This window comes from Providencia rustigianii (assembly GCF_900637755.1).
Lineage (GTDB): Bacteria > Pseudomonadota > Gammaproteobacteria > Enterobacterales > Enterobacteriaceae > Providencia > Providencia rustigianii.
Genome location: NZ_LR134396.1, coordinates 1,938,964 through 1,960,227, shown reverse-complemented (window position 1 = coordinate 1,960,227; position 21,264 = coordinate 1,938,964). Strand labels below are relative to the sequence as shown.

General features: G+C 38.1%; 19 protein-coding genes. 11 read left to right on the top strand and 8 right to left on the bottom strand.

The window, feature by feature from the left end; translation table 11 throughout:
- Nucleotides 1–51 precede the first annotated feature (51 nt).
- Nucleotides 52–1,239 carry an efflux MFS transporter YdeE gene (gene ydeE, locus EL244_RS09090; protein ID WP_126460380.1) on the top strand — a complete coding sequence of 396 codons (1,188 nt, stop codon included), beginning with the start codon at nucleotides 52–54 and terminating at the stop codon, nucleotides 1,237–1,239.
- A gap of 134 nt (nucleotides 1,240–1,373) precedes the next feature.
- On the opposite strand, the gene EL244_RS09085 is transcribed toward ydeE, so the two are convergent.
- Nucleotides 1,374–2,558 carry an MFS transporter gene (locus tag EL244_RS09085; RefSeq protein ID WP_126436830.1) on the bottom strand — a complete coding sequence of 395 codons (1,185 nt, stop codon included), beginning with the start codon at nucleotides 2,556–2,558 and terminating at the stop codon, nucleotides 1,374–1,376.
- 108 nt (nucleotides 2,559–2,666) lie between these two features.
- Here EL244_RS09085 and EL244_RS09080 point away from each other — a divergent pair, with 108 nt between their 5' ends.
- Nucleotides 2,667–3,566 carry a LysR family transcriptional regulator gene (locus tag EL244_RS09080; protein WP_126436828.1) on the top strand — a complete coding sequence of 300 codons (900 nt, stop codon included), beginning with the start codon at nucleotides 2,667–2,669 and terminating at the stop codon, nucleotides 3,564–3,566.
- Here the strand turns inward: EL244_RS09080 and EL244_RS09075 are convergent.
- Entirely contained in the window at nucleotides 3,563–4,405 is an 843-nt protein-coding gene (locus tag EL244_RS09075) for an AraC family transcriptional regulator (RefSeq protein WP_126460376.1), read from the bottom strand. The genes EL244_RS09080 and EL244_RS09075 overlap by 4 nt on opposite strands.
- A 141-nt stretch (nucleotides 4,406–4,546) precedes the next feature.
- On the opposite strand from EL244_RS09075, the gene EL244_RS09070 reads away from it, so the two are divergent.
- From EL244_RS09070 to EL244_RS09060, 3 genes are all read left to right on the top strand, one after another.
- Nucleotides 4,547–5,089 carry a GNAT family N-acetyltransferase gene (locus EL244_RS09070; protein WP_126460373.1) on the top strand — a complete coding sequence of 181 codons (543 nt, stop codon included), beginning with the start codon at nucleotides 4,547–4,549 and terminating at the stop codon, nucleotides 5,087–5,089.
- A gap of 204 nt (nucleotides 5,090–5,293) precedes the next feature.
- A complete protein-coding gene (locus EL244_RS09065; RefSeq protein WP_115164312.1) occupies nucleotides 5,294–6,721 on the top strand; it encodes a Na+/H+ antiporter NhaC family protein in 1,428 nt (475 codons plus the stop codon).
- Between the two features lie 15 nt (nucleotides 6,722–6,736).
- Nucleotides 6,737–7,726, top strand: a complete 990-nt coding sequence (locus tag EL244_RS09060; RefSeq protein ID WP_126460370.1) for a D-cysteine desulfhydrase — start codon at nucleotides 6,737–6,739, stop codon at nucleotides 7,724–7,726.
- 41 nt (nucleotides 7,727–7,767) lie between these two features.
- Here EL244_RS09060 and EL244_RS09055 read toward each other — a convergent pair whose 3' ends face one another.
- Complete coding sequence (locus tag EL244_RS09055) at nucleotides 7,768–8,691, bottom strand: DMT family transporter (protein WP_126460367.1); 924 nt, start codon at nucleotides 8,689–8,691, stop codon at nucleotides 7,768–7,770.
- A 102-nt stretch (nucleotides 8,692–8,793) separates the two neighbouring features.
- On the opposite strand from EL244_RS09055, the gene EL244_RS09050 reads away from it, so the two are divergent.
- On the top strand, nucleotides 8,794–9,672 hold the full coding sequence (locus EL244_RS09050; protein ID WP_126460364.1) for a LysR family transcriptional regulator: 879 nt from the start codon (nucleotides 8,794–8,796) through the stop codon (nucleotides 9,670–9,672).
- Here the strand turns inward: EL244_RS09050 and yqfB are convergent.
- Entirely contained in the window at nucleotides 9,661–9,990 is a 330-nt protein-coding gene (yqfB, locus tag EL244_RS09045; RefSeq protein WP_126460361.1) for a N(4)-acetylcytidine aminohydrolase, read from the bottom strand. The genes EL244_RS09050 and yqfB overlap by 12 nt on opposite strands.
- Nucleotides 9,991–10,083: 93 nt before the next feature.
- On the opposite strand from yqfB, the gene EL244_RS09040 reads away from it, so the two are divergent.
- Entirely contained in the window at nucleotides 10,084–10,890 is an 807-nt protein-coding gene (locus tag EL244_RS09040) for a GNAT family N-acetyltransferase (protein WP_154600571.1), read from the top strand.
- A gap of 43 nt (nucleotides 10,891–10,933) precedes the next feature.
- Here the strand turns inward: EL244_RS09040 and EL244_RS09035 are convergent, their stop codons facing one another.
- Nucleotides 10,934–11,860, bottom strand: a complete 927-nt coding sequence (locus EL244_RS09035) for an acyl-CoA thioester hydrolase/BAAT C-terminal domain-containing protein (RefSeq protein ID WP_126460358.1) — start codon at nucleotides 11,858–11,860, stop codon at nucleotides 10,934–10,936.
- 500 nt (nucleotides 11,861–12,360) lie between these two features.
- Here EL244_RS09035 and EL244_RS18315 point away from each other — a divergent pair, with 500 nt between their 5' ends.
- Nucleotides 12,361–13,146, top strand: coding sequence for a GNAT family N-acetyltransferase (locus tag EL244_RS18315; protein WP_126460356.1), 786 nt, complete (start codon nucleotides 12,361–12,363; stop codon nucleotides 13,144–13,146).
- A gap of 67 nt (nucleotides 13,147–13,213) precedes the next feature.
- On the opposite strand, the gene ddlA is transcribed toward EL244_RS18315, so the two are convergent.
- Both ddlA and EL244_RS09015 read right to left on the bottom strand, forming a co-directional pair.
- Nucleotides 13,214–14,317, bottom strand: a complete 1,104-nt coding sequence (gene ddlA, locus EL244_RS09020) for a D-alanine--D-alanine ligase (RefSeq protein WP_126460353.1) — start codon at nucleotides 14,315–14,317, stop codon at nucleotides 13,214–13,216.
- Nucleotides 14,318–14,460: 143 nt separating this feature from the next.
- Nucleotides 14,461–15,327, bottom strand: a complete 867-nt coding sequence (locus EL244_RS09015) for a LysR substrate-binding domain-containing protein (RefSeq protein ID WP_126460350.1) — start codon at nucleotides 15,325–15,327, stop codon at nucleotides 14,461–14,463.
- A 151-nt stretch (nucleotides 15,328–15,478) separates the two neighbouring features.
- Between EL244_RS09015 and EL244_RS09010 the strand changes: the two genes are divergently transcribed.
- From EL244_RS09010 to EL244_RS09000, 3 genes are all read left to right on the top strand, one after another.
- Entirely contained in the window at nucleotides 15,479–16,099 is a 621-nt protein-coding gene (locus EL244_RS09010) for a LysE family translocator (protein ID WP_126436812.1), read from the top strand.
- 157 nt (nucleotides 16,100–16,256) lie between these two features.
- The gene (locus EL244_RS09005; protein ID WP_172597515.1) at nucleotides 16,257–17,342 is read left to right on the top strand and encodes an efflux RND transporter periplasmic adaptor subunit; all 1,086 of its coding nucleotides are present in this window, start codon (nucleotides 16,257–16,259) and stop codon (nucleotides 17,340–17,342) included.
- Complete coding sequence (locus tag EL244_RS09000; protein ID WP_126460348.1) at nucleotides 17,339–20,425, top strand: efflux RND transporter permease subunit; 3,087 nt, start codon at nucleotides 17,339–17,341, stop codon at nucleotides 20,423–20,425. The genes EL244_RS09005 and EL244_RS09000 overlap by 4 nt, the downstream gene beginning before the upstream one ends.
- 74 nt (nucleotides 20,426–20,499) lie before the next feature.
- Here the strand turns inward: EL244_RS09000 and leuE are convergent, their stop codons facing one another.
- Nucleotides 20,500–21,141, bottom strand: coding sequence for a leucine efflux protein LeuE (gene leuE, locus EL244_RS08995; RefSeq protein WP_006813004.1), 642 nt, complete (start codon nucleotides 21,139–21,141; stop codon nucleotides 20,500–20,502).
- Nucleotides 21,142–21,264 lie beyond the last annotated feature (123 nt).

The following is a 21,264-nucleotide window of genomic DNA, read 5'->3' as shown; positions in this document are numbered from 1 at the left end:
TTTGCATAAAACATGTGTATAACAAAAATATTGTCTTCTAGGTCGTGAGTCATGTTGTCTAAATCTAATATCTCCAATACAGCGCTGTTAGTTTCCTCACTTCTCCTCACTATTGGGCGCGGTGCAACTTTACCATTTATGGCGATTTACCTCACAAGGCAGTACCACATGGCAATCGACATTGTGGGTATTGCCATGACAATCGCGTTAACGGTTGGTGTACTCTTTAGTATGGGGTTCGGAATACTCGCAGACCGTATAGATAAAAAACGCTGCATGTTAATTGCGGTCATTGCATTTATTTGTGGTTTTATCGCCATTCCATTGATGAATAGCGCACTATTGGTAACCGTTTTTTTCTCATTAATAAACTGTTCTTATTCTGTATTTTCTACCGTCTTAAAAGGCTATTTTGCAGATACACTCTCCTTAGCCCTTAAAACCAAAGTATTTTCCCTTAATTACACGTTTATTAATATTGGATGGACAGTTGGCCCCCCCATCGGCACTTGGTTGCTGATGTACAGCGTTAATTTACCGTTTTGGCTCGCGGCCATTTCTGCAGCTGCGCCTATCTTTTTTATTCAACGCTTCGTTCAAAGTACGAGACCGGCCAGTTATGTCGATGGTCAACCACGGGTATGGAACCCAAAAGCGATGCTACACGACCGTGCATTAGCGTGGTTTATTCTCTCCACATTCCTCGGTTCATTGGTATTCGGTTCATTCATGACATGGATCTCCCAATATATTATTACCGTTGCGAATAGTGATTTTGCTCAAGCTGTTATTGGGGTAATTTTACCGGTGAATGCAATTGTTGTTGTTTCTTTGCAATATACGGTTGGTAAGCGAATTACGCCTGAAAATTTAAGGCGACTAATGACCATAGGCAGTATGTTCTTTGTTGCTGGTTTAGCGGTATTTATGGGGGCTGGAAATAATCTCTATCTATGGGCACTGGGCTCGTTTATTTTCACCCTCGGTGAGCTTATTTACGCCCCGGGAGAATATATGCTGATTGATAGCATTGCTCCGGAAGGCATGAAATCAAGCTATTTCTCAGCGCAAGCACTGGGGTTATTGGGTGGGGCATTTAACCCAATGATGACAGGATTCGTGCTAACCGAACTACCGGCTTATTCTATCTTTATTATTCTGATGGTTGTGACGGTACTGGCTTGGCTGAGTATGCTGAATGGTATGCGGATAAAAAATAATCAAACCTTGGCTGTCTAAAAGAAATCCCGCTAATGATACCCTCCTTAGCGGGATTCTCTGGTAACTACTTTCTTTTTCCTGCTTGAAAAGCATTTCATGAGAACTTTTTTAAGACCTAAATGGTGGTCTATAACGCTTCCAACGTTTTACGTTTAATGGCAAACACAGACAACGTTGAGTTCTTGGTCGGGTCGATTTTTCTTACGAATGATGAGCAAAATAACCATGCTACCCATCAATGCTAATAAGGTTCCCGTGAAACTAATAACGGTATAACTATATCCATGGGATAAAATACCCGCCCCAACGGCAGCACCAATGGCATTTCCAAGATTAAAAGCACCAATATTGACAGAGGATGCCAGTGCTTGCGCCCCAACAGCCGCATTCATCACTAAGATTTGAATCGGTGGTACTAATGCAAAACTACAAATACTCCAGAATAATAAACCTAATGTTGCGCCTAATGTATTAACCGCAATAAACGGAAATAGCACCATACTGCTCGCCAACAATAGAAATAATATCATTAATGTAGGGTATAAGGATTTATCTGCAAAATATCCGCCAAGATAATTACCAATACTAAATCCAACACCAATGACCACTAACATAATAGTTATTGTTTGGTCAGACGCATTAATAAAGTGCATCAGCATCGGTGTAATAAATGTATATAAGGTAAACATTGCACTTGCCCCTAATACTGTAGACAGCATGCCGAGCATCACTAATGGACGTTTTAAAATACGCAGTTCATTTTTTACATTCACAGTACTGCCTTGAAGATGACTAGGAATTGCAAAAATTAAACTCACAATCGTCACCAGCCCTAATGCTGAAATCGCATAAAAAGCCTCTCGCCAGCCTATCAACTGAGTTAACTTGGTCACTAGAGGTACCCCTCCAATTCCCGCAATAGTTAGTCCCATAAACATGGCAGCAATCGCACTGGCTTGTTTTCCCGGAGGGACCACACTGGCAGCAACTATTGCACCTAGCCCAAAGAAAGCACCATGATTTAAGCTTGTAATTAGCCTAGAAAGTGACAGCGTCACTAAGTCAGGCGATAGCCCAGAAAGAAAATTACCCACTGTAAATATTGACATTAAAAACACTAAAGCTACTTTTGGGCGCTTACTGACTAGTAATAATGTCATTATAGGCGCACCAATCATCACCCCAAGCGCGTAAATCACAACCACGGCACCGACAGAAGGAATATCTTCCTGAATATTTTCAGCAATATACGGGATCATTCCCATTGGTGAAAACTCAGTGACACCAATAGCAAATGCCCCGATTGATAATGCAATAAGCGCAGTATTTATTCTCATTTTAAGATCCTAATAAAACCATCCAAATTGACCGACGGCAATTTTTCCATATTGAATGGCGTAGAAAAACCCGTTAAGGTGGGAATAACTTTTGCGGGAATTGCAACAATGAAAATTACTTTAGATGAGTTACAAACCTTTATTAGCGTGGTCGACAGCGGGTCAATCACTCGTGCAGCTGAACAGCAATGTATGACTGTATCTACGGTAAGTAGAGCGCTATTGCGATTAGAAGAAAAAGTTAAAACCACATTACTCTATCGCACCACACGCTCGATTAAATTGAGTGAAGAAGGCATTGCATTCTTGCAAAAAGCGCGAGAAATCGTCAATTTAGCCCAAGAAGCTGAAGATTTGCTTTCAGCCAGACAATCTATCCCATCAGGTAAATTACGAATTGACGCCTCCACACCTTTCTTGACCCATGTTATCGCCCCTCTAATCCCTCTATTTTATGAGCGATATCCTCAAGTTGAGTTAGAGATAAATAATAATGAAGGCATTACTAACTTATTAGAAAAAAAGACCGATGTCGCTTTTAGGATCGGAACATTGAAGGATTCGTCCCTAAGCGCTACGTTACTTGGCTATAGCCAAAAAAGGCTTGTAGCAAGCCCTACCTATCTCGATAAATATGGTACCCCTCAAAATATCGAGGATCTAAACAAACATTGCCTGCTCGGGTTTACAACACCAGAATCATTGAATTATTGGCCAATAGAAGATTCTAGTGGCAACTTATTGAAAATTCATCCGAATATTGCAGGTGCTAGCGGTGAAGTTTTGTATCACTTAGCATTACAAGGCACTGGAATTTTATGTTCCGCTGACTTTGTGACTTTAGATGCCTTTGCCAGTGGCCGCCTCGTCCAAGTTCTTGAACATAAAACTATTTCGATGAAACAGCCAATTAATGCAGTTTATTATCGAAATCAGGCAGTTTCCCCTCGCCTAAGCTGCTTTATTGATTTTATCAAAAAACATACAACCAAAATCGAACCCAGCTAATCCTTAGTTTGGCGCTTTCTAAACCCACTGAGTGTGATCCCAGTTTGCCGTTTGAAATAACGGCACAAATAGGAGGTATCTTCAAAATTAAGCTCATTGGCGATGCCTTGAATAGATAAGGTACCTAAATCCAGCAATGCTTTGATCTCTAAAACAACCTGCCTATCAATTAAGGCTTTAGGTGGGTCTTTAAAGAAATCTTTTGTAATCTGAGACAAGTAAAATGGCGTAATAGATAGCTGTTTAGCGTAAAATTTAACGTCTCGATGTGTTTTGCAATGCTTTGTAATCAAATCCCAAAATTGCCAACATAATTGCGATTTGCGGCTACGATCTTCCTGCAAATCAATATTTGACTGTTCAACTTGATTCGCTATTTCTAAGAAAAAATTTTGCAAATGATGACGTAATTGCAGTTTGCTAAACTCACTTTGTTGTTGAAGATAATAAAGCAGAAGTTGATGCCAATGTGTAAACAGCGTTGATTGCAGTTGTGTCATGGGTAAGACAGGATAAATATTAAAGAATGCAAATAATGGATTCGGTAAAACAAAAGCCACATCGGCTGCAAATTTTTTATCTAGCATAATGTAGTCAATTGAAAAATTTTTAGATTTTTTCTTTAACATTAAAAATGTATCGTCATACAACACTAAAATGTCATTTTTACGTACTAGATATTGCTTAAAATTAATATTAAAAACACCTCGCCCCTGCCGACAAACACACAGAGTGACATAATCTGTAGACAATAATGTATTCTGCTTTTTGTCTAAGTTTGTTATTCCTGCACTAACGATATCTTGCCAATGATACTGGTGGTTTTTTAAATTTCGCATACTCATATCCTGATATTTTCAATCGCATTCTAACATAAGTTGTCAAAAGTACCCAAAATGATCGATTTTTGCGCTTATAAAACATAAATAAATACCTAAAATAAGTGCCATTCTATAATGCACAAAATACAAAGGTAAAAAATGGTGTTATATACAGAACGATTAATATTGCGTCCTTGGCAACTCACTGATGCGGAAGATCTCTATCATTACGCAAAAGATGAACGTATTGGCCCTATTGCGGGATGGCCTCCTCATCAAAGTGTTGAAGAAAGTACTGAAATTATTAAAACAATTTTTATGCGTGACAATGTATTCGCCGTGGCATTAAAAGAAAATAATAAGGCTATCGGGCTCATTGGCTTATCAATTGGAAAACAGAGTAATTTCCCTATTGGTGATAATGATGCTGAATTAAGTTATTGGATTGGTGTCCCTTTTTGGGGGCAAGGTTTAATTCCTGAAGCGATTCAAGAAATTATGCGCCACGGTTTTAAAAATATAAAACTCGATAACTTATGGTGTGGCTATTTTCAAGGCAATCAGCAATCAAAAATTGCACAAGAAAAATGCGGTTTTAAATACCATTCTACGTTAAAACCTCAATTTATTGAGTTGATTGGTGAAACTAAAACCGAAGAAATTAGCCGTATTAGTTACAATGAATGGATTAATTTTATTTAAAAATAATTACTGAGACGCTATCGTTTTTTAGATGGCGTTTTATTGGAGGATAATTTATTGGTAGTTTTCCCCACCTTGCTGATGAATTTGTAACAATCTGCTGCAATTTTATGAAAAGATCCCACAGCCTGTATCCATCAATGCTATGATTTCCTGACACTTATAAACAACACATCATATTATAAAAATAACCAAGGTAAACACATGCAGGACTACGGTATTTGGACAATCATCACTCCCATCGTCACTATTCTTTTGGCGATCCTAACCCGGCAAGTGATGCTCTCATTGATGTTAGGGATCTTGGTTGGCTTCACTGTTATCAACGATCACAATATTTTACTGGGTGTTCGCGGTACAGTTGACGGAATTATCGATACATTTGCTTCCGCAGGGAATACACGCACCATCGTCTTTATGGTCATGATCGGTGGGATTATGCGCTTAGTTGTTGTCACGGGCGGTGTACGCGCCCTCGTACAGCTTCTCACAAACAAAACCAGACTAATTAAAAATCGAACAGCAACACAATTATTGGCAATTCTAATCACATCATTGATCTTTATTGAAAGCTCAATTAACCAGCTGGTGGCTGGTGCATCAACTAAGAATTTGGCTAGACAATATGGCGTTGCTCCAGAAAAAATGTCCTATTTAATTCAAACTGCCTGTGTTTCGGTCTGCTCTTCCGCCATTATTAACGGTTGGGGAGCGGTCATTATGGGGTTAATTGGAGTACAAATCTCTCAAGGACTGATTTCTGGCGAACCTTTTGATATTTTAATTAAGTCTATCGGTTATAACTTAATGGCATGGTTATCCCTCGCAACCATTTTATTCTATGTTCTCACCAATATTTCGTGGGGACCAATGAAAAAAGCCGAAGACAAATACCAGCAAAACTTTGTTTCAGGAAAGCTGACTAACACAACAAAACAAAGTGAAGAAGACGAAATAATCGAACACCCAAATGCCTATTCAGTTCTGAACTTTTTTATTCCTATTCTCTCTACTGTACTAATGGTGCCAGTGGCCCTCTATATCACTGGAGATGGGGACTTTACTAAAGGTAGCGGATCAACATCAGTCTATTGGGGAGTCATGTTCGGTACCGCCGTTTCTTTCTGCTGGTTTATCGGAAGAAGGCTGCTAAATATCGATAACTTTTTTAAAGAATTATTTATTGGCTACGCCAGTATGCTAAAAATCAGCTCGATTATGATCTTAGCCTTCTTAATGGGTAATGTTTCTTCGGAACTTAACACCGGCGCTTATATTGCCGAAGTGACCCATGGAATAATGGCACCTGGTTTTTCTATTGGCTTCATTTTCATTATCAGCGCCATCATGTCCCTCGCAACAGGGACCTCTTGGGGAACTTTTGCGATAATGATCCCCATCGGTGTGCAGTTGGGATTATCTGTGGGTATGCCAATAGAATATATGATTGGCGCCGCTATCTCTGGTTCTATTTTTGGCGATATGACTTCACCCATTTCAGCCGATGCGATCGTGGCATCAATGGCGACAGATTGTGACCATATTGAACATATTCGTACTCAAATGCCGTATGCAATAGTTACCGCAAGCGTGGTTCTTGCGATTTATCTCTATTTAGGTTTTACCAATTAATACAGGGGAATTTAGATGTCACTTCAACAAAAATTAACTCAATTCGCTAAAGTTGACTTGCTTAAAGCATCGACCCCACTGAATCGACTAGATAATTTATCTCGTTTGTATGGGCGCGAAATTTATATTAAACGCGATGATATGACCCCTCTTGCTATGGGTGGCAATAAGTTACGTAAACTCGAATTTTTAATGGCTGATGCACTCGAAAAAAATGCAAAAATTATTGTCACCGCAGGTGCCATTCAATCTAACCATGTGAGACAGACTGCAGCTGTCGCCGCAATGTATGGATTAAAATGTGTTGCGTTATTAGAGAATCCAATTCAAAGCGAAGATCATAATTTTCTAAGCAATGGAAATAAATTACTCACCGATTTATTTGATACTCAGTGCGTAATGTGCGATGAATTAACCGACCCTCAAGCTCAAATGGCAGATTTAATTGAATCATTAAATCTTAACGATGCCTATATTGTGCCCGTGGGCGGTTCGAATGATATTGGTGCATTAGGCTACGTTCAATGTGCCATTGAAATTGCGCAGCAAAAGCCCACTGATATTGAATTTGATAAGATTATTGTCGCATCGGGTAGCGCAGGAACCCATGCAGGGCTCGCTATCGGACTGCAAGAGTTACTCCCTAACTCACAACTTATCGGTGTGACAGTTTCTCGTAAGCAGCAAGATCAAGCGCCAAAAGTTGAAAAACTGCAACATGATTTAGCTAAGTTACTACAGATTGAAAAAACACCAAAAATTACCTTATGGGATAACTTCTTTGCGCCTATGTATGGCATGCCAAACCGTGGTGGTTTAGATGCCATTAAATTGCTAGCGCAAAAAGAAGGCATCCTACTGGACCCCGTTTATACGGGTAAAGCGATGGCTGGTTTAATCGATTATCTCGATAACTCATCAGAAAAAACACCCGTATTATTTGTCCATACTGGTGGCGCACAAGCACTATTTGCCTATGCTGAAATCAACAAAACGATAAACTAATTTTAGGGCTCTATGGGAGATTAATTCCCCCATAGAGCGTTTTATTTATCTGTACTTTTCCGATTCGTAATCACTAAGCCAAGTACAATTACACAGCCCCCCAATAAAACCATTGCCGTGATTTTCTCATTTAAAAAGAGTGTACCGATGATAACTGCCGTTAACGGATTAAGTGCAATAAATGAGCCAGCATTGGCTGCACCTAACTTATCGACACCTTGGTAGTACCAAACATATGCCAATGCAGAGCCTAAGATGCCCAAATAAACTAAGCTAATAAAATCATTGGAGGATAAATGTGTAATACCTTCTATTGTCAATACACCTGTCATTCCCGAGACTAAAATAAGTAACAATGTCCCAAATAAAACAGCGTAAGTAACCGTATGCAGTGCACCAACTTCACGAATAACATGCTTGCCAGCAACCGTATAGATCCCCCAACTCACTACGCAACCCAATATCGCTAAGTCACCTTTGTTCGTCAGAAAACCACGGGTATCTGAGCTTTGATCGGACAGTAGTATTACCGCCCCCGTGACACAAAGTAAGATACCGACCCCTTTAATCTGCGTGACTTTTTCTTTCCAAAGTAAAAAAGAAATTAAGGCAATCATCGCTGGATTAATGGCAACTAATAGTGCTGCTCTCGATGCAGGAATAACCTGTAACCCGTAGAAAAATAAAATTTGGTAAACAAATATCCCGCTCGTACCGAGTAACATGATTTGCCCTAACTGGGATAATGTGATTTTTTTCCAACCAATCTTGGTTAAGCTAAGTAGTGAAATCAGCGCTATGCTAGCAAATATAAAGCGTATTGTGGCTGATAATAATGGGGAAATATCCGTTTGTAATACCCTGCCAGCAATAAAGGTTCCGCCCCAAATAATAGAGACAAAAACCATCTGTAACATCATCAGATTAATGGGTACTTTCTGAGTGACTATTTTACCTTTTTCCATTTCTGCCTCTTAGAATAAGAAAGTTTGCATTTTATTGACCCAATGCAATAAGACAGATAAGTTATTTGTTATCTACTATCATAATCAAATGAGCATTTACTCATGACACTTGGACAACTTGAGATATTTACTATTGTTGCTGAATTGAAAAGCTTTACATTGGCCGCAATGCGCTTAAATATTTCCCAATCTGCCGTTTCCCATGCGATTAAATCTCTCGAAAAAGATTTAAATATCAGTTTATTTACTCGTGAACAAAATCAAATATCACTGACTGAAATTGGGCATTCATTACTGATTCGTGCTCATCATATGCTGAGCATTCAAGAAGCAATGAAACAGGAATCACTTGCAGCTAATGGTTTAAAAAAAGGTATTTTGAGGATAGGTTCATTTGGCCCAGGATCTTCTATGACAATTCTCCCTCCACTGCTTAATGCTTTTCGCCAACAATATCCTTTTATTAATATTATTGTCGATGAAGGCGATGACGAAAGTGTGGCTCGCTGGCTGCAAGAAAAACGTGTTGATATCGGATTTGTCGTATTACCCGATGAGCGATTTGAAACGTTTAAAATAAGGCAAGATCAATTTGTTGCGATATTACCGTTAGGGCACCCTCTTGCGGAATATGATAGCGTAACACTGAAGCAATTATGCGATTATCCATTTAATCTGACCCAAGCAGGATCAGGGAAAACAGTCATGGATTTATTTTCTGCACAAAAACTGACGCCCCAAATCCATTTTAGAACACGCCAGTTACTGAGTACTTTTGCCTTAGTCGCCCGTGGAGAAGCGGTCTCTATTGTTGCTCAACTCGCCATTCCCGAAGGGACAACAAATTTAGTCATCAAGCCTTTATCTCCCAAAGTTGAGAGAAATGTCGCATTGGCGATGAATAACCAGAATGAAGCTTCTCCAGCGGCAAAGGCATTCATCAAACTGGTAGAAAAAATAAGTGTTCGATTACCGGACTAAATTTGTTAGGCGATAATGAATGATATACAAGCAATCTTCTGTTGGATAAATCTCGCGGATTAAATTTTTCAATGTATCTAATGTCATCGCTTCTTGTATGGCATGATAGTCAGAAATATCGTCATAGTTGAGCGGCTCAACCGAGAGTATTTCAATATCGGTATAGTATTTTCCCGTTTCTAGCGCATAAACTTTAACAATAGAGCCAGGAACATAATGGCTTTCACTTTGATCACGAATAGTAATCACTTTCTCGCCAGAAACTACTAATGGCAATAAACGTTCAAAAAAAGTAATTGTGTCTGGGATATTTTTCACCGTTTTTCCTTAATCTTCTCTTAATTCAATAAATGCTATCCCATGTAGTATATCAACAGCAATCTTTCGATTATCAATATTATAAGGTTTACCATGAATTTTTCAGATCACACTGCAATAACGTATAACGAAAAAAATTTTTATACACTTGAGCATCATTTTTGGTCTGCTATTTGTTTATCAACCTATGATATTACACCGACAACTGTCGCCCACTTCTCTGAGCTAAATATGCCCATATTCAACTATATTTATTTACACTCAGGAGCGACGACAGCCAGTTTTGAAGTGGCGAATGACTTATTTAAGCAACAATCAAAGCCCTACGTTTTAGTTGTCCACTCTGCGGAATTAGCTAAATTTTCAGCGTTGATTCAAGAGTATCAACTTGTTAATGATGGTGAATCAACAGCGATGGTATTAGAACAACAGGGTTTCATTAAGCAGACGCCATGCTGTTTACCTGATTTTTATCACATTGAACAATGTAACCAAAATTTATCATGTTGGGCTGAACCATTAGTTACTGCATTTCCAGTAGACTCTGATGTTGAGGTCAAAGATGAAGAATCTGTTATTGATCAATATATTCGCTATCATCAGCGTGCGCTGGATAAAAATATCAATATACTGCACTTGGTCTTATTCCATCATCAGCGCCCTGTCACCAGTTTAACGCTTACGATTTATAAGGATCTGGCCCGTTTAGATGATATTGGTACTGATATTGAATATCAACGCAAAGGCCTTGCAACTATGTTGATCAAACACGCTCTCCACATATGCCATCAACACGATATAAAGCGGTGTTATTTAGAAGCATCTAGCGATGGGCTCTCTGTGTATAGTAAATTAGGATTTAAGCCTATCTTTAATTATTACAGCTATATATCCGAATAAAATGTTGCCCAACCGATTTCAGTTGGGCATATTTTTATTTTATTTATTTCACTTTAATCGTTGTATACCAATGTTGAATATCATTGACTATAACTGAAGTATGATTATTCCCAGAGCTGTCTTTAAAATAATGATCTAATGTTGGATAGGTTTTATACGTTATATTCGGATTAGCAATGTCATTCATCATTTTCTCTGAACTTTCAACATCAACATTAATATCTGCTAATGTCTGGATCACTAAATGCGGTTTGTTCACTGATTCAAGCAACTTTTTATTATCAATTGTCAGAGCTTCATACCACCAATTTTTTCCATGGTTGCTAGGAAATTGGTCATCCTCTAATTGATTCTGTAATACAGCATTCGCGAACTGTTTAAATTCTTCAGTTGATGCTTCAACTTCCTCTGATGGAACACTGTTTTTTATACTATAAATAACGTCATCAATAAAATATTGCCCACCACCATTGAGTGAAATTGATGCATCAATAAAATCAATTTTTGATGCAATAATATTTGTCACTATTGCACCTTCACTACCACCCAGTAACACAATGTTTTTATAGTCTTTTTTTATTTCATTTAAGACTGTTATGTAGTTATCAACCCTTTCATAGTAAGAATCATTTTGCATATAGACTATTGGACAATCTTCAGTTAACGCACTTTCATTTTCCTTACCCGCTTGAGGGGTTAACCCTGTTTTTTCTACTAGTAAAACATCACTATTGGGTAATATCTGGCTAAAGTTCGCCATTATATTTTGATTATTTAAGATACTTTTACAATCTGACCCTTGAATTAAAACTAACAAATTTTCAGTTTTTTTTGATGTGTTTTTCAACAAGTAATAATGGATCTCTTTTTCGCCACTCTTCAGCACTTGTTTTTCATAATTGGTAGTTTCAGATAATGTAGTCACGGGATAGCTAAATACACACATGGCTATAAAAATAATTTTTTTCATTATTGCATCTCAATAAGCTTGATATTTAATCTGAAAATACAGCGTATTATTCAACAGTATCCATGATTTCTTTTGTAGATAACTTAAATCCCAATCAAGTAGCATATTCATGCAAATACGATGATTGAATTAAAGCTACCATAACAAATAAATTAATTAGATAGTATCATCTAGCTACAGAAAAAATTATCGCTCAGCGTAAACTGACCAAATAATACAATTTAGCAAGGGGACATGTATACCGCACAAAATGACCTGTTGACCTTGCTAATATGATTTATAGATATTGAATTGAAAATCTTTACATAGGAATGCGACCTAGGCCAGAAGATGAGATAGCAATCATCGAAAGTGTTGATGATTTTGAGGGTTGATATATTATCAGTAGATATACATCAATGGCTTTAGTACCAATAAGTTAAATAACAATCTTACATGGGATCAAACACGCTATATTAACCCCATATCGATTAACACGCTTTACATCAGGTAACTGAGACATGAATATTCCGCTCTACTATTTACGACATTACCAATCGATCGAAAAGACGTTTTGGACCTCGATTTGTGAGCACAGCATACAAATTGCACAACATACAATCTGTTATTTGACCCCGCTGAATTCTCCTGCGTTTAACTTTATCTACTTACAGCCTGATTCCACACATCACGCGTTTATGCAGGCTTATAATCTGTTTGTGGCACAAAAAAAGAACCACACATTGGTAATCCCTGAAGAAATGTTGCTAAAAGTGGTCAAAGATATTGAAGCTCTTAACTATAAACGTGACAGCGTCACAACCGCAATGGCACTCTCATTATCCCAGCAAAAAGACGTAAATTTACCCGACAATCAAGTTGATATTGTTTTAGCCAACCATGACCTTTCCCTCTGGGCTAAACCTTTAGTTTCTGCATTTTATCTCTCAGAAGAACATGACTTAGTTATCCAAGAATATGTTCGTTATCATGAAGATGCCCTACAACAAGGTGCTCCACAATTTCACTTTGTACTGTTAGTTGATGGTGAACCCGCCACATCAATGACGATAACCATTGAAGGCGAACTTGCTCGATTTGATGATATTGGTACAGAACCTAGGTTTCAGGGAAAAGGCTATGCGTCTCAACTGATTGATTATGCATTAGCATTTTGCCGGCAACAGCGAGTTGAGCATTGTTTCTTGGATGCTTCTGAAGCAGGATTTGATCTTTATAAGAAATTTGGTTTCGAACCACTATTTCGTTATATCAATTATGTTTGGTGTGAAAATAACACTCAGTGATTGATTTAAAAATGGATTACTACCACACTTTGCCGATAGCTAAAAACTATCGGCAAAGTGTTAGTGATTAAATTTCATCACATGCCGTTTTTAACGACGCCGTTTGCTCGAATTTTTCCATTCCCAGCTCAATTAAACGACTAATCAGCTCTTGATATGTCATTCCGCCTTGCTGCCATAATTTAGGATACATACTAATATTCGTGAAGCCCGGTAATGTATTAATTTCATTGATAACCACATCATTAGTATCAGTTAAAAATACGTCAACACGGGACATGCCGCTACAATTTAAGGCTTGATAGGCTTCTAGGGCAATTTGACGAATTTTTTCACTAACAGCTTCGTCTAAATCGGCGGGAGCAACAACAGAGGCTCCGTTTTCATCAATATACTTAGTGTGGTAAGCATAAAAACTATCGTGTAAAACAATTTCACCACACGGGCTAGCGAGTGGCTGTTCATTCCCTAAAACTGCGCACTCAATTTCTCGCCCTTTCACTGCACTTTCAATCAACACTTTAACATCAAATAGGAATGCAAAATCTAGCGCAGCATAAAACTCGCTCTCATTGTTTACTTTGCTGATGCCAACGGAAGAGCCTTGATTGGCAGGTTTAATAAACAATGGTAAGCCCAGTTTTTCAACGGTTGCAGCATAGCTAATTTGCTCTCGCCCACTTTTTAATACCGTGATAAATGGTGCAATATTTAAACCAGCATCACGTAATAAGCGTTTGGTAACGTCTTTATCCATACAGGCAGAAGAACCTAAAACACCCGGGCCTACAAATGGCAGATTCGCCATACGTAATAGGCCTTGAAGTGAACCATCTTCTCCCAGATTGCCATGAACAATAGGAAAAACAACATCAATTTGCGGGAGTGACTTAGCATCTTCCAGAGAGATAAATTGTTCTTTTTGCTTTCCAGGAACGATAGCAATGCTGCGTTTTGGAGTGTTTAATGCAATATGGGCAGGGTCATCACCGTGGACTAAAAAGTTGGCTTCATCATATTCATGCCATTGCCCCTCTTTATTAATACCAATCAAGCACACATCAAATTTGTTACGATCTAAACCATTAATAATATTTTTAGCTGACTGAAGAGAAACCTCATGTTCAGTCGATTTTCCACCAAAAATGACACCAACCCGGATTTTGCTCATTATTTACTCCAACTTGAAAACATCAAAATATATCAAGGAAATATAGCATGCAGAGAAATAGTTATGTCATAAAAACTTTGTTTCTTATGGAGGTTCGATGATTTAATAACCAAATTTGCATGCTGGTATAAATTCTCGGTCTTCTACTGAGTCAGCTGTAGGCTTTGATTCACATTCTCGATTAACCATTCCATGAAAATTCCCCCTGCACAGTGTGCATTTAACATCTTAGGCGCGAGAATATAGTAGGCCGAACCATCTTCTATAAAACCTTCAGGAGCCATTAACTGTCCTGACTTAATCTCATCGGCAACCATCAAAAATGAAGCAATTGCGATTCCTTGCCCTGCCAACGCGGCTTGTAGGCACAAATAAAAGTGCTCAAAATTAATCCGTTTATTGCCTTGCAGATTCACACCAGTTCGAGACTGCCATGTTTCCCATACTGTTGGCCGAGATGACGGAGTCAGTAAATTCATTCGCTGATATGGCGTATCATCGACACGTTTGACGACTCCCATTCTCTCTGCGCAAATTCGTGTTGAATGAATATTATCATTCCATTTGAAATCATTGCGTCGTAGAGCCAAATCAACCCCCGTTTTAGCAAAATCGATAGGTCCGCCAGCCGCAATTAAGTGAACGGTAATATCTGGATATTGCCGATAAAAATCGGTCAATCTCGGGATCAGCCATTTCATCGCTATGGTGGGCTCACAAGATAAATTCACGACTTGTATGTCCGGTGGCTGCTCTAGTTGCTTTACTGTTTCTGCAAGTTGTTGAAACATACTAGTTGTTGTTTGAAATAACAATTTTCCTTCTAACGTCAAGAAAATAGCGCGATTTCGTCGCTCAAACAAATGAATACCGAGGTGTTCCTCAAGTAATCGGATCTGACGGCTAATTGCGCTGTGTGTAACGTGCAATTCTTGTGCCGCTTTCACAAAGCTTTCGTAACGTGCGGCCACGTCAAAAAAACGTAATGAGGCTAATGGAGGTAGTTTCATAAATAGGTAACGAAATCTGACAGATTTACATGAGGATAAATCGCTTTTCCAATATCTGCAATCTATTGATAATAAAACTCTCAAATTAGATTGATTGACTTATCTTTCATCAATATTTAAGTCAGTTTTCATTGTCTTTAGGATATTAACTATGAATGAAATTCTTGCTGTCGCAACTATCACGATCCTCGCTGTGATTAGTCCTGGACCTGATTTTGCTATGGTAACTAAAAATAGCTACTCTTATGGTCGTAAAATTGGGTTATTTTGTGCTCTAGGTATAGCTATAGGGGTACAAGTTCACGTGCTATATACCATTTTTGGGGTCACGCTGATTATTATGAGCTCCCCCATGCTATTTCTTGTCGTAAAGCTCCTGGGTGTTGGCTATTTGGTTTATATTGGCTATAAATCATTAACAAACAAAACGCTAATCAGTACTGAAGATAAAATTAGCGACTTTATTGAACCATCAATATTAAGCGCATTTAAAACCGGTTTTTTAACCAATGCCTTAAACCCTAAGACCATGTTTTTCGTGGTATCTGTTTATACTCAAGTTATTCAAGCCAATAATTCACAATGGCTAAATTTTGGTTATGGATTATTTATTTCTTTTGCTCATTGGATCTGGTTTAGTTTGATTGCCCTCTTTTTTGCCGCACCATTAATCCGCAATAAGATCTTAAAATATCAACTTGCTATGGATCGCGTAATTGGGGGGCTACTCATTATTTTAGGTTTCTCTTTGTTATTTTTTAATATTAACTAATTTGAAAATGTATTTTTACTTATCACTAGTGCTGTTATTTTTTTATAAAACAACAGGCTAAGCTTAACGAAAAATTAAGGTTTAACTTTCGTTAATGGTAATACTTGGCGTCTTTAACTAACGTGTTCCTAACGCTACTTTAGGAATAAATTTATTTATGAGCCGTCTATGTATTACCTTGATATGCTTATGTTTTATATCATTCTCTTCATTTTCAGAAAATATGCGCCTCAATGTCGCTCAGCCACAGAAAACACAATATATTCAAACTCTCACCTTGCCGGGAAAGTTTATTGCTCAAAATGAAATTTCAATCGGGTCACCATTACAGCAGCAAATGGTGACTGACGTTTTTGTTGAAGAAGGTCAATGGGTAGAAAAAAACCAACTATTAGCGACATTAGAATCTCCTGTTCAAACCGCGTCAGTTAAACAATTACAAGCTGAAACAGAGAAAGCGACGGCTTATATCAAACAGCAAAAAGCCTTATCTGTTCAAGCGCAAAAAGAATTGAACCGACTCATTCCATTAGCAAAATCAGGCGTAATTTCTGCCAGTGAGTTTGAAAAAACCAAGTCGGATTCTATCGCTGCGAACGCATTATTAGAAGCCAGCCGCGCAGAGTTACGACAATTACAAGCACAATTAACCAAAGAACAGAGCCAACAGGATAAATCACGAATTATTGCGCCTGTTTCGGGTGTAATCAGTGAGCGCTTAGCCATGCGAGGAATGCTTTCTGATAATCAACTACTGTTTAAAATTATCGAAAATAATCAAATTGAGTTTGAAGGGTTAGCTCATGCTTCGGAGCTAAAGAATTTATCACGTATAGATTCAATCGCCTTGAAAACCGAAGACAATCAGCAATTATCTGGAACTCTACGTTATCTATCCCCTAAAGTGGACTCACTCTCTCAGCAAGGGAAAATACGTATCAGTTTAGAGGGAAATCAATCCCCAATTCAGGTAGGTGAATCGGGCATAGCGATGATTTCGTATGCAGCGAAGCCACAAATAACCTTGCCATACAGTGCCATTCGAACACTCAATAATGGCATACGTATTATTTTTATCGTTGAAAATAATACAGTAAAACAACAAACAGTCACTATCGGAAAACCTCACAGCGGTTTAGTTGAAATATTATCGCCGATATCCCTCGATATTTATGTAGTCACTAATGCACAAGCTTTTTTAACTGAAAATGATGCAGTGACGCCAGTCAAGGATAGTCAATGAAACTGCAATTATCGTCATGGGCAATTACTCGCCCGATTCCAACTATCGTGATTTTTCTCGCACTCACCATCGCTGGAATATTTTCATTTAACCAATTACCTGTTACTGCTAACCCAGTGATTAACTTTCCAATTGTCACCGTCACCATCACTCAAGACGGTTCATCACCGACAGAAATGGAAAATGCAATTACTAAACCCGTAGAACGTGCTGTTTCGGGCATTCCTGGAATTCGCCATATTTCATCGACAATAACCGAGGGTATTTCAACCACTGCAATCGAGTTTGATTTAAATATTGACGCTTACATTGCGACCAATGATATCCGAGAACAAATAGCTCAAATCAGGAGTGATTTACCGCAAACCATTGATGAACCGTTAATCAATCGAATTGATATTGAAGGTGGTGCAATATTACGTTACGCGATTTCTTCTGATACTCAATCTATTGCCGACCTTTCATGGTTTGTTGATGACACGATTAGTAAACAGTTAATAATGACACCCGGCGTACAAAAAGTGAGTCGTCTAGGCGGTGCGGATAGCGTGATCCGCGTAGAACCAGATGCAAATAAACTCGCATCATTACAGCTGTCAATTGTTGGTATCAATGAATTACTAAGAAGTGTTCATCAAAATTCGGCTGGAGGTTCTTCAAAATACAATTCACTGCAACACACGATTCGGATTTTAGGTGAAAAAAAGAGCGTTGATGATATTAAAAATATTCAGCTTCCTATTGGTGACCAACGTTGGATAAAACTTGATGATATTGCGACCATTTACCAAGGGCAAAAAACAGCCAAGACAATTTCACAGTTAAATAATGAAGATGTCGTGGGTTTTGCTGTTTTTCGTGCGAAAAACTCTAGTGATACTGAGGTTGCTAAAGGTGTTGAACAGGCACTTGAACAACTCAGGCTTAAACACCCTGAAATGTCGATTCAGTTAGTATCATCGACAGTGAAATATACCGAATCTAGCTACCATTTAACCATTCAGACCTTATTAGAAGGTGCATTTCTTACCATCATAATTGTCTTCTTTTTCTTAAAAAGTTGGCGTGCAACTCTTATTGCAGCAGTCGCATTGCCGCTTTCTATTCTTCCAACATTCTTTATATTGGCTATTTTCGATTACACACTAAATAGCATAACTCTACTCGCCCTCACCTTAGTGATTGGCATTTTAGTCGATGATGCCATCGTTGAAATTGAAAATATTCAAAAATATATCGAGCGTGGTGAACGCCCATATTTAGCCGCATTAAAAGCCTCGGATGCTATTGGGTTTGCTATAGTGGCCATTACCCTTACCATTGTTGCCGTCTTTTTACCTGTCAGCTTTATTGGTGGTTTTATCGGTAAATACTTTGTTCCTTTTGGTATTACCGTTTCCGCAGCGGTGCTTTCCTCATTACTCGTTGCCAGATTAGTCACACCATTAATGGCTGCCTATGTATTGCTACCAACAAAAAATATTAACCACTCAAATTCTATTCCTAAATGGATTAAAAAATATACGCAGTTATTATCTGTAACACTGAAGCACAGAAAACTCGCTTTAGCTTTAGCCTTAATCTTTTTAATCGGCTCAATGTCTAGCATAACTTATTTACCTGTAGGTTTTATGCCTGATGGTGATATGAGTGTTAGTCAGATTGAGGTGGAGTTTCCGCCGGGAACACCTGTGGAAAAGACACAACAAGCCATTAAGAATATGGCGCTAAAACTAAAAGATCGCTCGGAAATTAAATCAATATATACCATTGCAGGGATCAGTGACGATGCTGATGGTATTGCTCAGCATAAAGGTCAATTGATACTGACATTAACGGCTCCTAATGAGCGAAAAATGTCACAAAAGCAATTTGAAAATTCGATCTCTTATTTGTTGCAACAAAATCCTGATGCCCGATATACCTTTAGCAACAGTGATGGCAATAAAGAATTTTCACTCACGTTTACTGGATCCAATCCTGATGAATTAGAAATTGCTATGCACAAATTGCGAGATGCGGTTGCAACCGTTAAAGGAATTAATAATGCACGAGTCGTCAAACCGTTATTGCGTAAAGAACTCATCGTCTCGCCTAACTTACCGGATTTGGGAAGAACCGCGGTAAATGTCGAAGAAATAGCGAATACTCTGCGGGTTGCAACTATTGGTGAATCCAACTCACGTAGTGCAAAATTCAATTTACCAGAGCGGCAATTAGCTTTACAGGTCACTTTGCCTGACTACCAAAAAGACGATGTGGATGTTTTAAATAATTTATATGTCCGCAATAATGAACAACAAACAGTTCCTATTAAATCGGTAGCTAGCATCGATTTCAGCGATGGTCCATCCCAAATAGACCGGATTAATCGTTCAAGAAAAATGTCTATCGAAGGTAACTTAGAAGGCCTGACTTTAGGTGAAGCAATAGAAAATGTGATGGCTTTGCCAGAGTATCAATCCTTACCTATAAGCGTTGAACCGCTGGAATATGGCGACATGGAATATATGCTTGATATGTTTGAGCGGTTTAGTTCAACGATGATATTTAGCATATTATTGGTTTTTGCGATTCTTGTTATCCTTTTTAAGGATTTTATCCAACCAATTACCATCTTAGCAGCCCTTCCGTTCTCAATTGGCGGCGCTATTATTGCCTTAGTACTTTATGACGCCATGATCGACTTACCCGTCATTATCGGAATACTAATGCTAATGGGAATAGTCACTAAAAACTCGATTTTATTAGTTGAGTTTATTTTAGAGAAAGAGCGCGCCGGATTACCCCGTGACGCTGCAATTATTGAAGCCGGCCAAGAACGTATTCGCCCTATCATTATGACAACATTAGCTATGATTGCTGGCATGATACCATTAGTGCTGACTAGCGGTGCAGACTCAGGTTTTAGAGCACCTATGGCGGTTGCGGTTATTGGTGGGTTAATAAGCTCTACGTTGCTCAGTTTGCTATTTGTGCCTGTAATTTATAGCTTTATGGATGATTTAAAAAAGAAAATCTTACCCTTACTTGCAAGATTCACATCAGTTACTCAAGAAGATAGAGACATAAAACACGGGTAGAAATAATAAAACAGGGCTCCCCGAAAATGAGAACTACACCAAATTTCGGGGAGTTAGAGGTATGAGGATACTAATTAGGCGGTCAATGCCAATTTTGCACCAAACATTAAAAATACAGCGCCAATACAGCTATTTGAAAACTTGGATAATTTTTTATTATGCTTAACCATGTTGGTCACTGCGACTGCACCAAATATCAGCATAGATAAATAAAACATACTGCACGCTTCCAAGATCACGCCCAATACAAAGAATGGTACGCCTGCGTTTGGATATGCAGGATCAATAAATTGGATAAAGAATGAGACATAAAAAATAATCATTTTAGGATTTAACAGACTTAGGACGACCGCCTTTTTATAGGTTCCTTTAGTTTCTAAAATGATGCTATCAACATCTGTTGCTGACTCTTTTTTATGTAATACCGAATATAGCGTTTTAATACCTAAATAAAATAAGTAGGCGGCACCAGCATATTTAATAACACTAAAAAATATTGGTGAGGTTTTGACTAAAGACGCCACACCTAAAAATGATAAAAAAATGAGCAATGCATCACCTGTAAATACACCTAATGCTGCTTTATATCCATTTTTTACACCATATTTTGCACTGCTTGTTAAAACAAATAGAGAATTAGGGCCTGGTACCAGAGTAATAAAAATCACACCGATAAGATAAGTCCATAAGTTTGTAATACCTAGATTTTCAAGCATAGGAAACCCGCTAACTCAATAAAAGTTATAACAATAAATTCACATTCATACTGAATAGAGACTATGATACACACCTTTCATTTTCAATAAAAGATATCACTATATTATTAGTGATATAACAAA

Excerpts from the sequence above, each read along its gene's own strand:
- EL244_RS18315 (WP_126460356.1), top strand. The coding sequence starts at position 12,361 with ATGAATATTCCGCTCTACTATTTACGACATTACCAATCGATCGAAAAG.
- ydeE (WP_126460380.1), top strand. The coding sequence starts at position 52 with ATGTTGTCTAAATCTAATATCTCCAATACAGCGCTGTTAGTTTCCTCA.
- EL244_RS09015 (WP_126460350.1), bottom strand. The coding sequence starts at position 15,327 with ATGAAACTACCTCCATTAGCCTCATTACGTTTTTTTGACGTGGCCGCA.
- EL244_RS09055 (WP_126460367.1), bottom strand. The coding sequence starts at position 8,691 with ATGGAAAAAGGTAAAATAGTCACTCAGAAAGTACCCATTAATCTGATG.
- EL244_RS09060 (WP_126460370.1), top strand. The coding sequence starts at position 6,737 with ATGTCACTTCAACAAAAATTAACTCAATTCGCTAAAGTTGACTTGCTT.
- ddlA (WP_126460353.1), bottom strand. The coding sequence starts at position 14,317 with ATGAGCAAAATCCGGGTTGGTGTCATTTTTGGTGGAAAATCGACTGAA.
- EL244_RS09070 (WP_126460373.1), top strand. The coding sequence starts at position 4,547 with ATGGTGTTATATACAGAACGATTAATATTGCGTCCTTGGCAACTCACT.
- leuE (WP_006813004.1), bottom strand. The coding sequence starts at position 21,141 with ATGCTTGAAAATCTAGGTATTACAAACTTATGGACTTATCTTATCGGT.
- EL244_RS09050 (WP_126460364.1), top strand. The coding sequence starts at position 8,794 with ATGACACTTGGACAACTTGAGATATTTACTATTGTTGCTGAATTGAAA.
- EL244_RS09065 (WP_115164312.1), top strand. The coding sequence starts at position 5,294 with ATGCAGGACTACGGTATTTGGACAATCATCACTCCCATCGTCACTATT.
- EL244_RS09075 (WP_126460376.1), bottom strand. The coding sequence starts at position 4,405 with ATGCGAAATTTAAAAAACCACCAGTATCATTGGCAAGATATCGTTAGT.
- EL244_RS09005 (WP_172597515.1), top strand. The coding sequence starts at position 16,257 with ATGAGCCGTCTATGTATTACCTTGATATGCTTATGTTTTATATCATTC.
- EL244_RS09085 (WP_126436830.1), bottom strand. The coding sequence starts at position 2,558 with ATGAGAATAAATACTGCGCTTATTGCATTATCAATCGGGGCATTTGCT.
- EL244_RS09010 (WP_126436812.1), top strand. The coding sequence starts at position 15,479 with ATGAATGAAATTCTTGCTGTCGCAACTATCACGATCCTCGCTGTGATT.
- EL244_RS09000 (WP_126460348.1), top strand. The coding sequence starts at position 17,339 with ATGAAACTGCAATTATCGTCATGGGCAATTACTCGCCCGATTCCAACT.
- EL244_RS09035 (WP_126460358.1), bottom strand. The coding sequence starts at position 11,860 with ATGAAAAAAATTATTTTTATAGCCATGTGTGTATTTAGCTATCCCGTG.
- EL244_RS09040 (WP_154600571.1), top strand. The coding sequence starts at position 10,084 with ATGAATTTTTCAGATCACACTGCAATAACGTATAACGAAAAAAATTTT.
- EL244_RS09080 (WP_126436828.1), top strand. The coding sequence starts at position 2,667 with ATGAAAATTACTTTAGATGAGTTACAAACCTTTATTAGCGTGGTCGAC.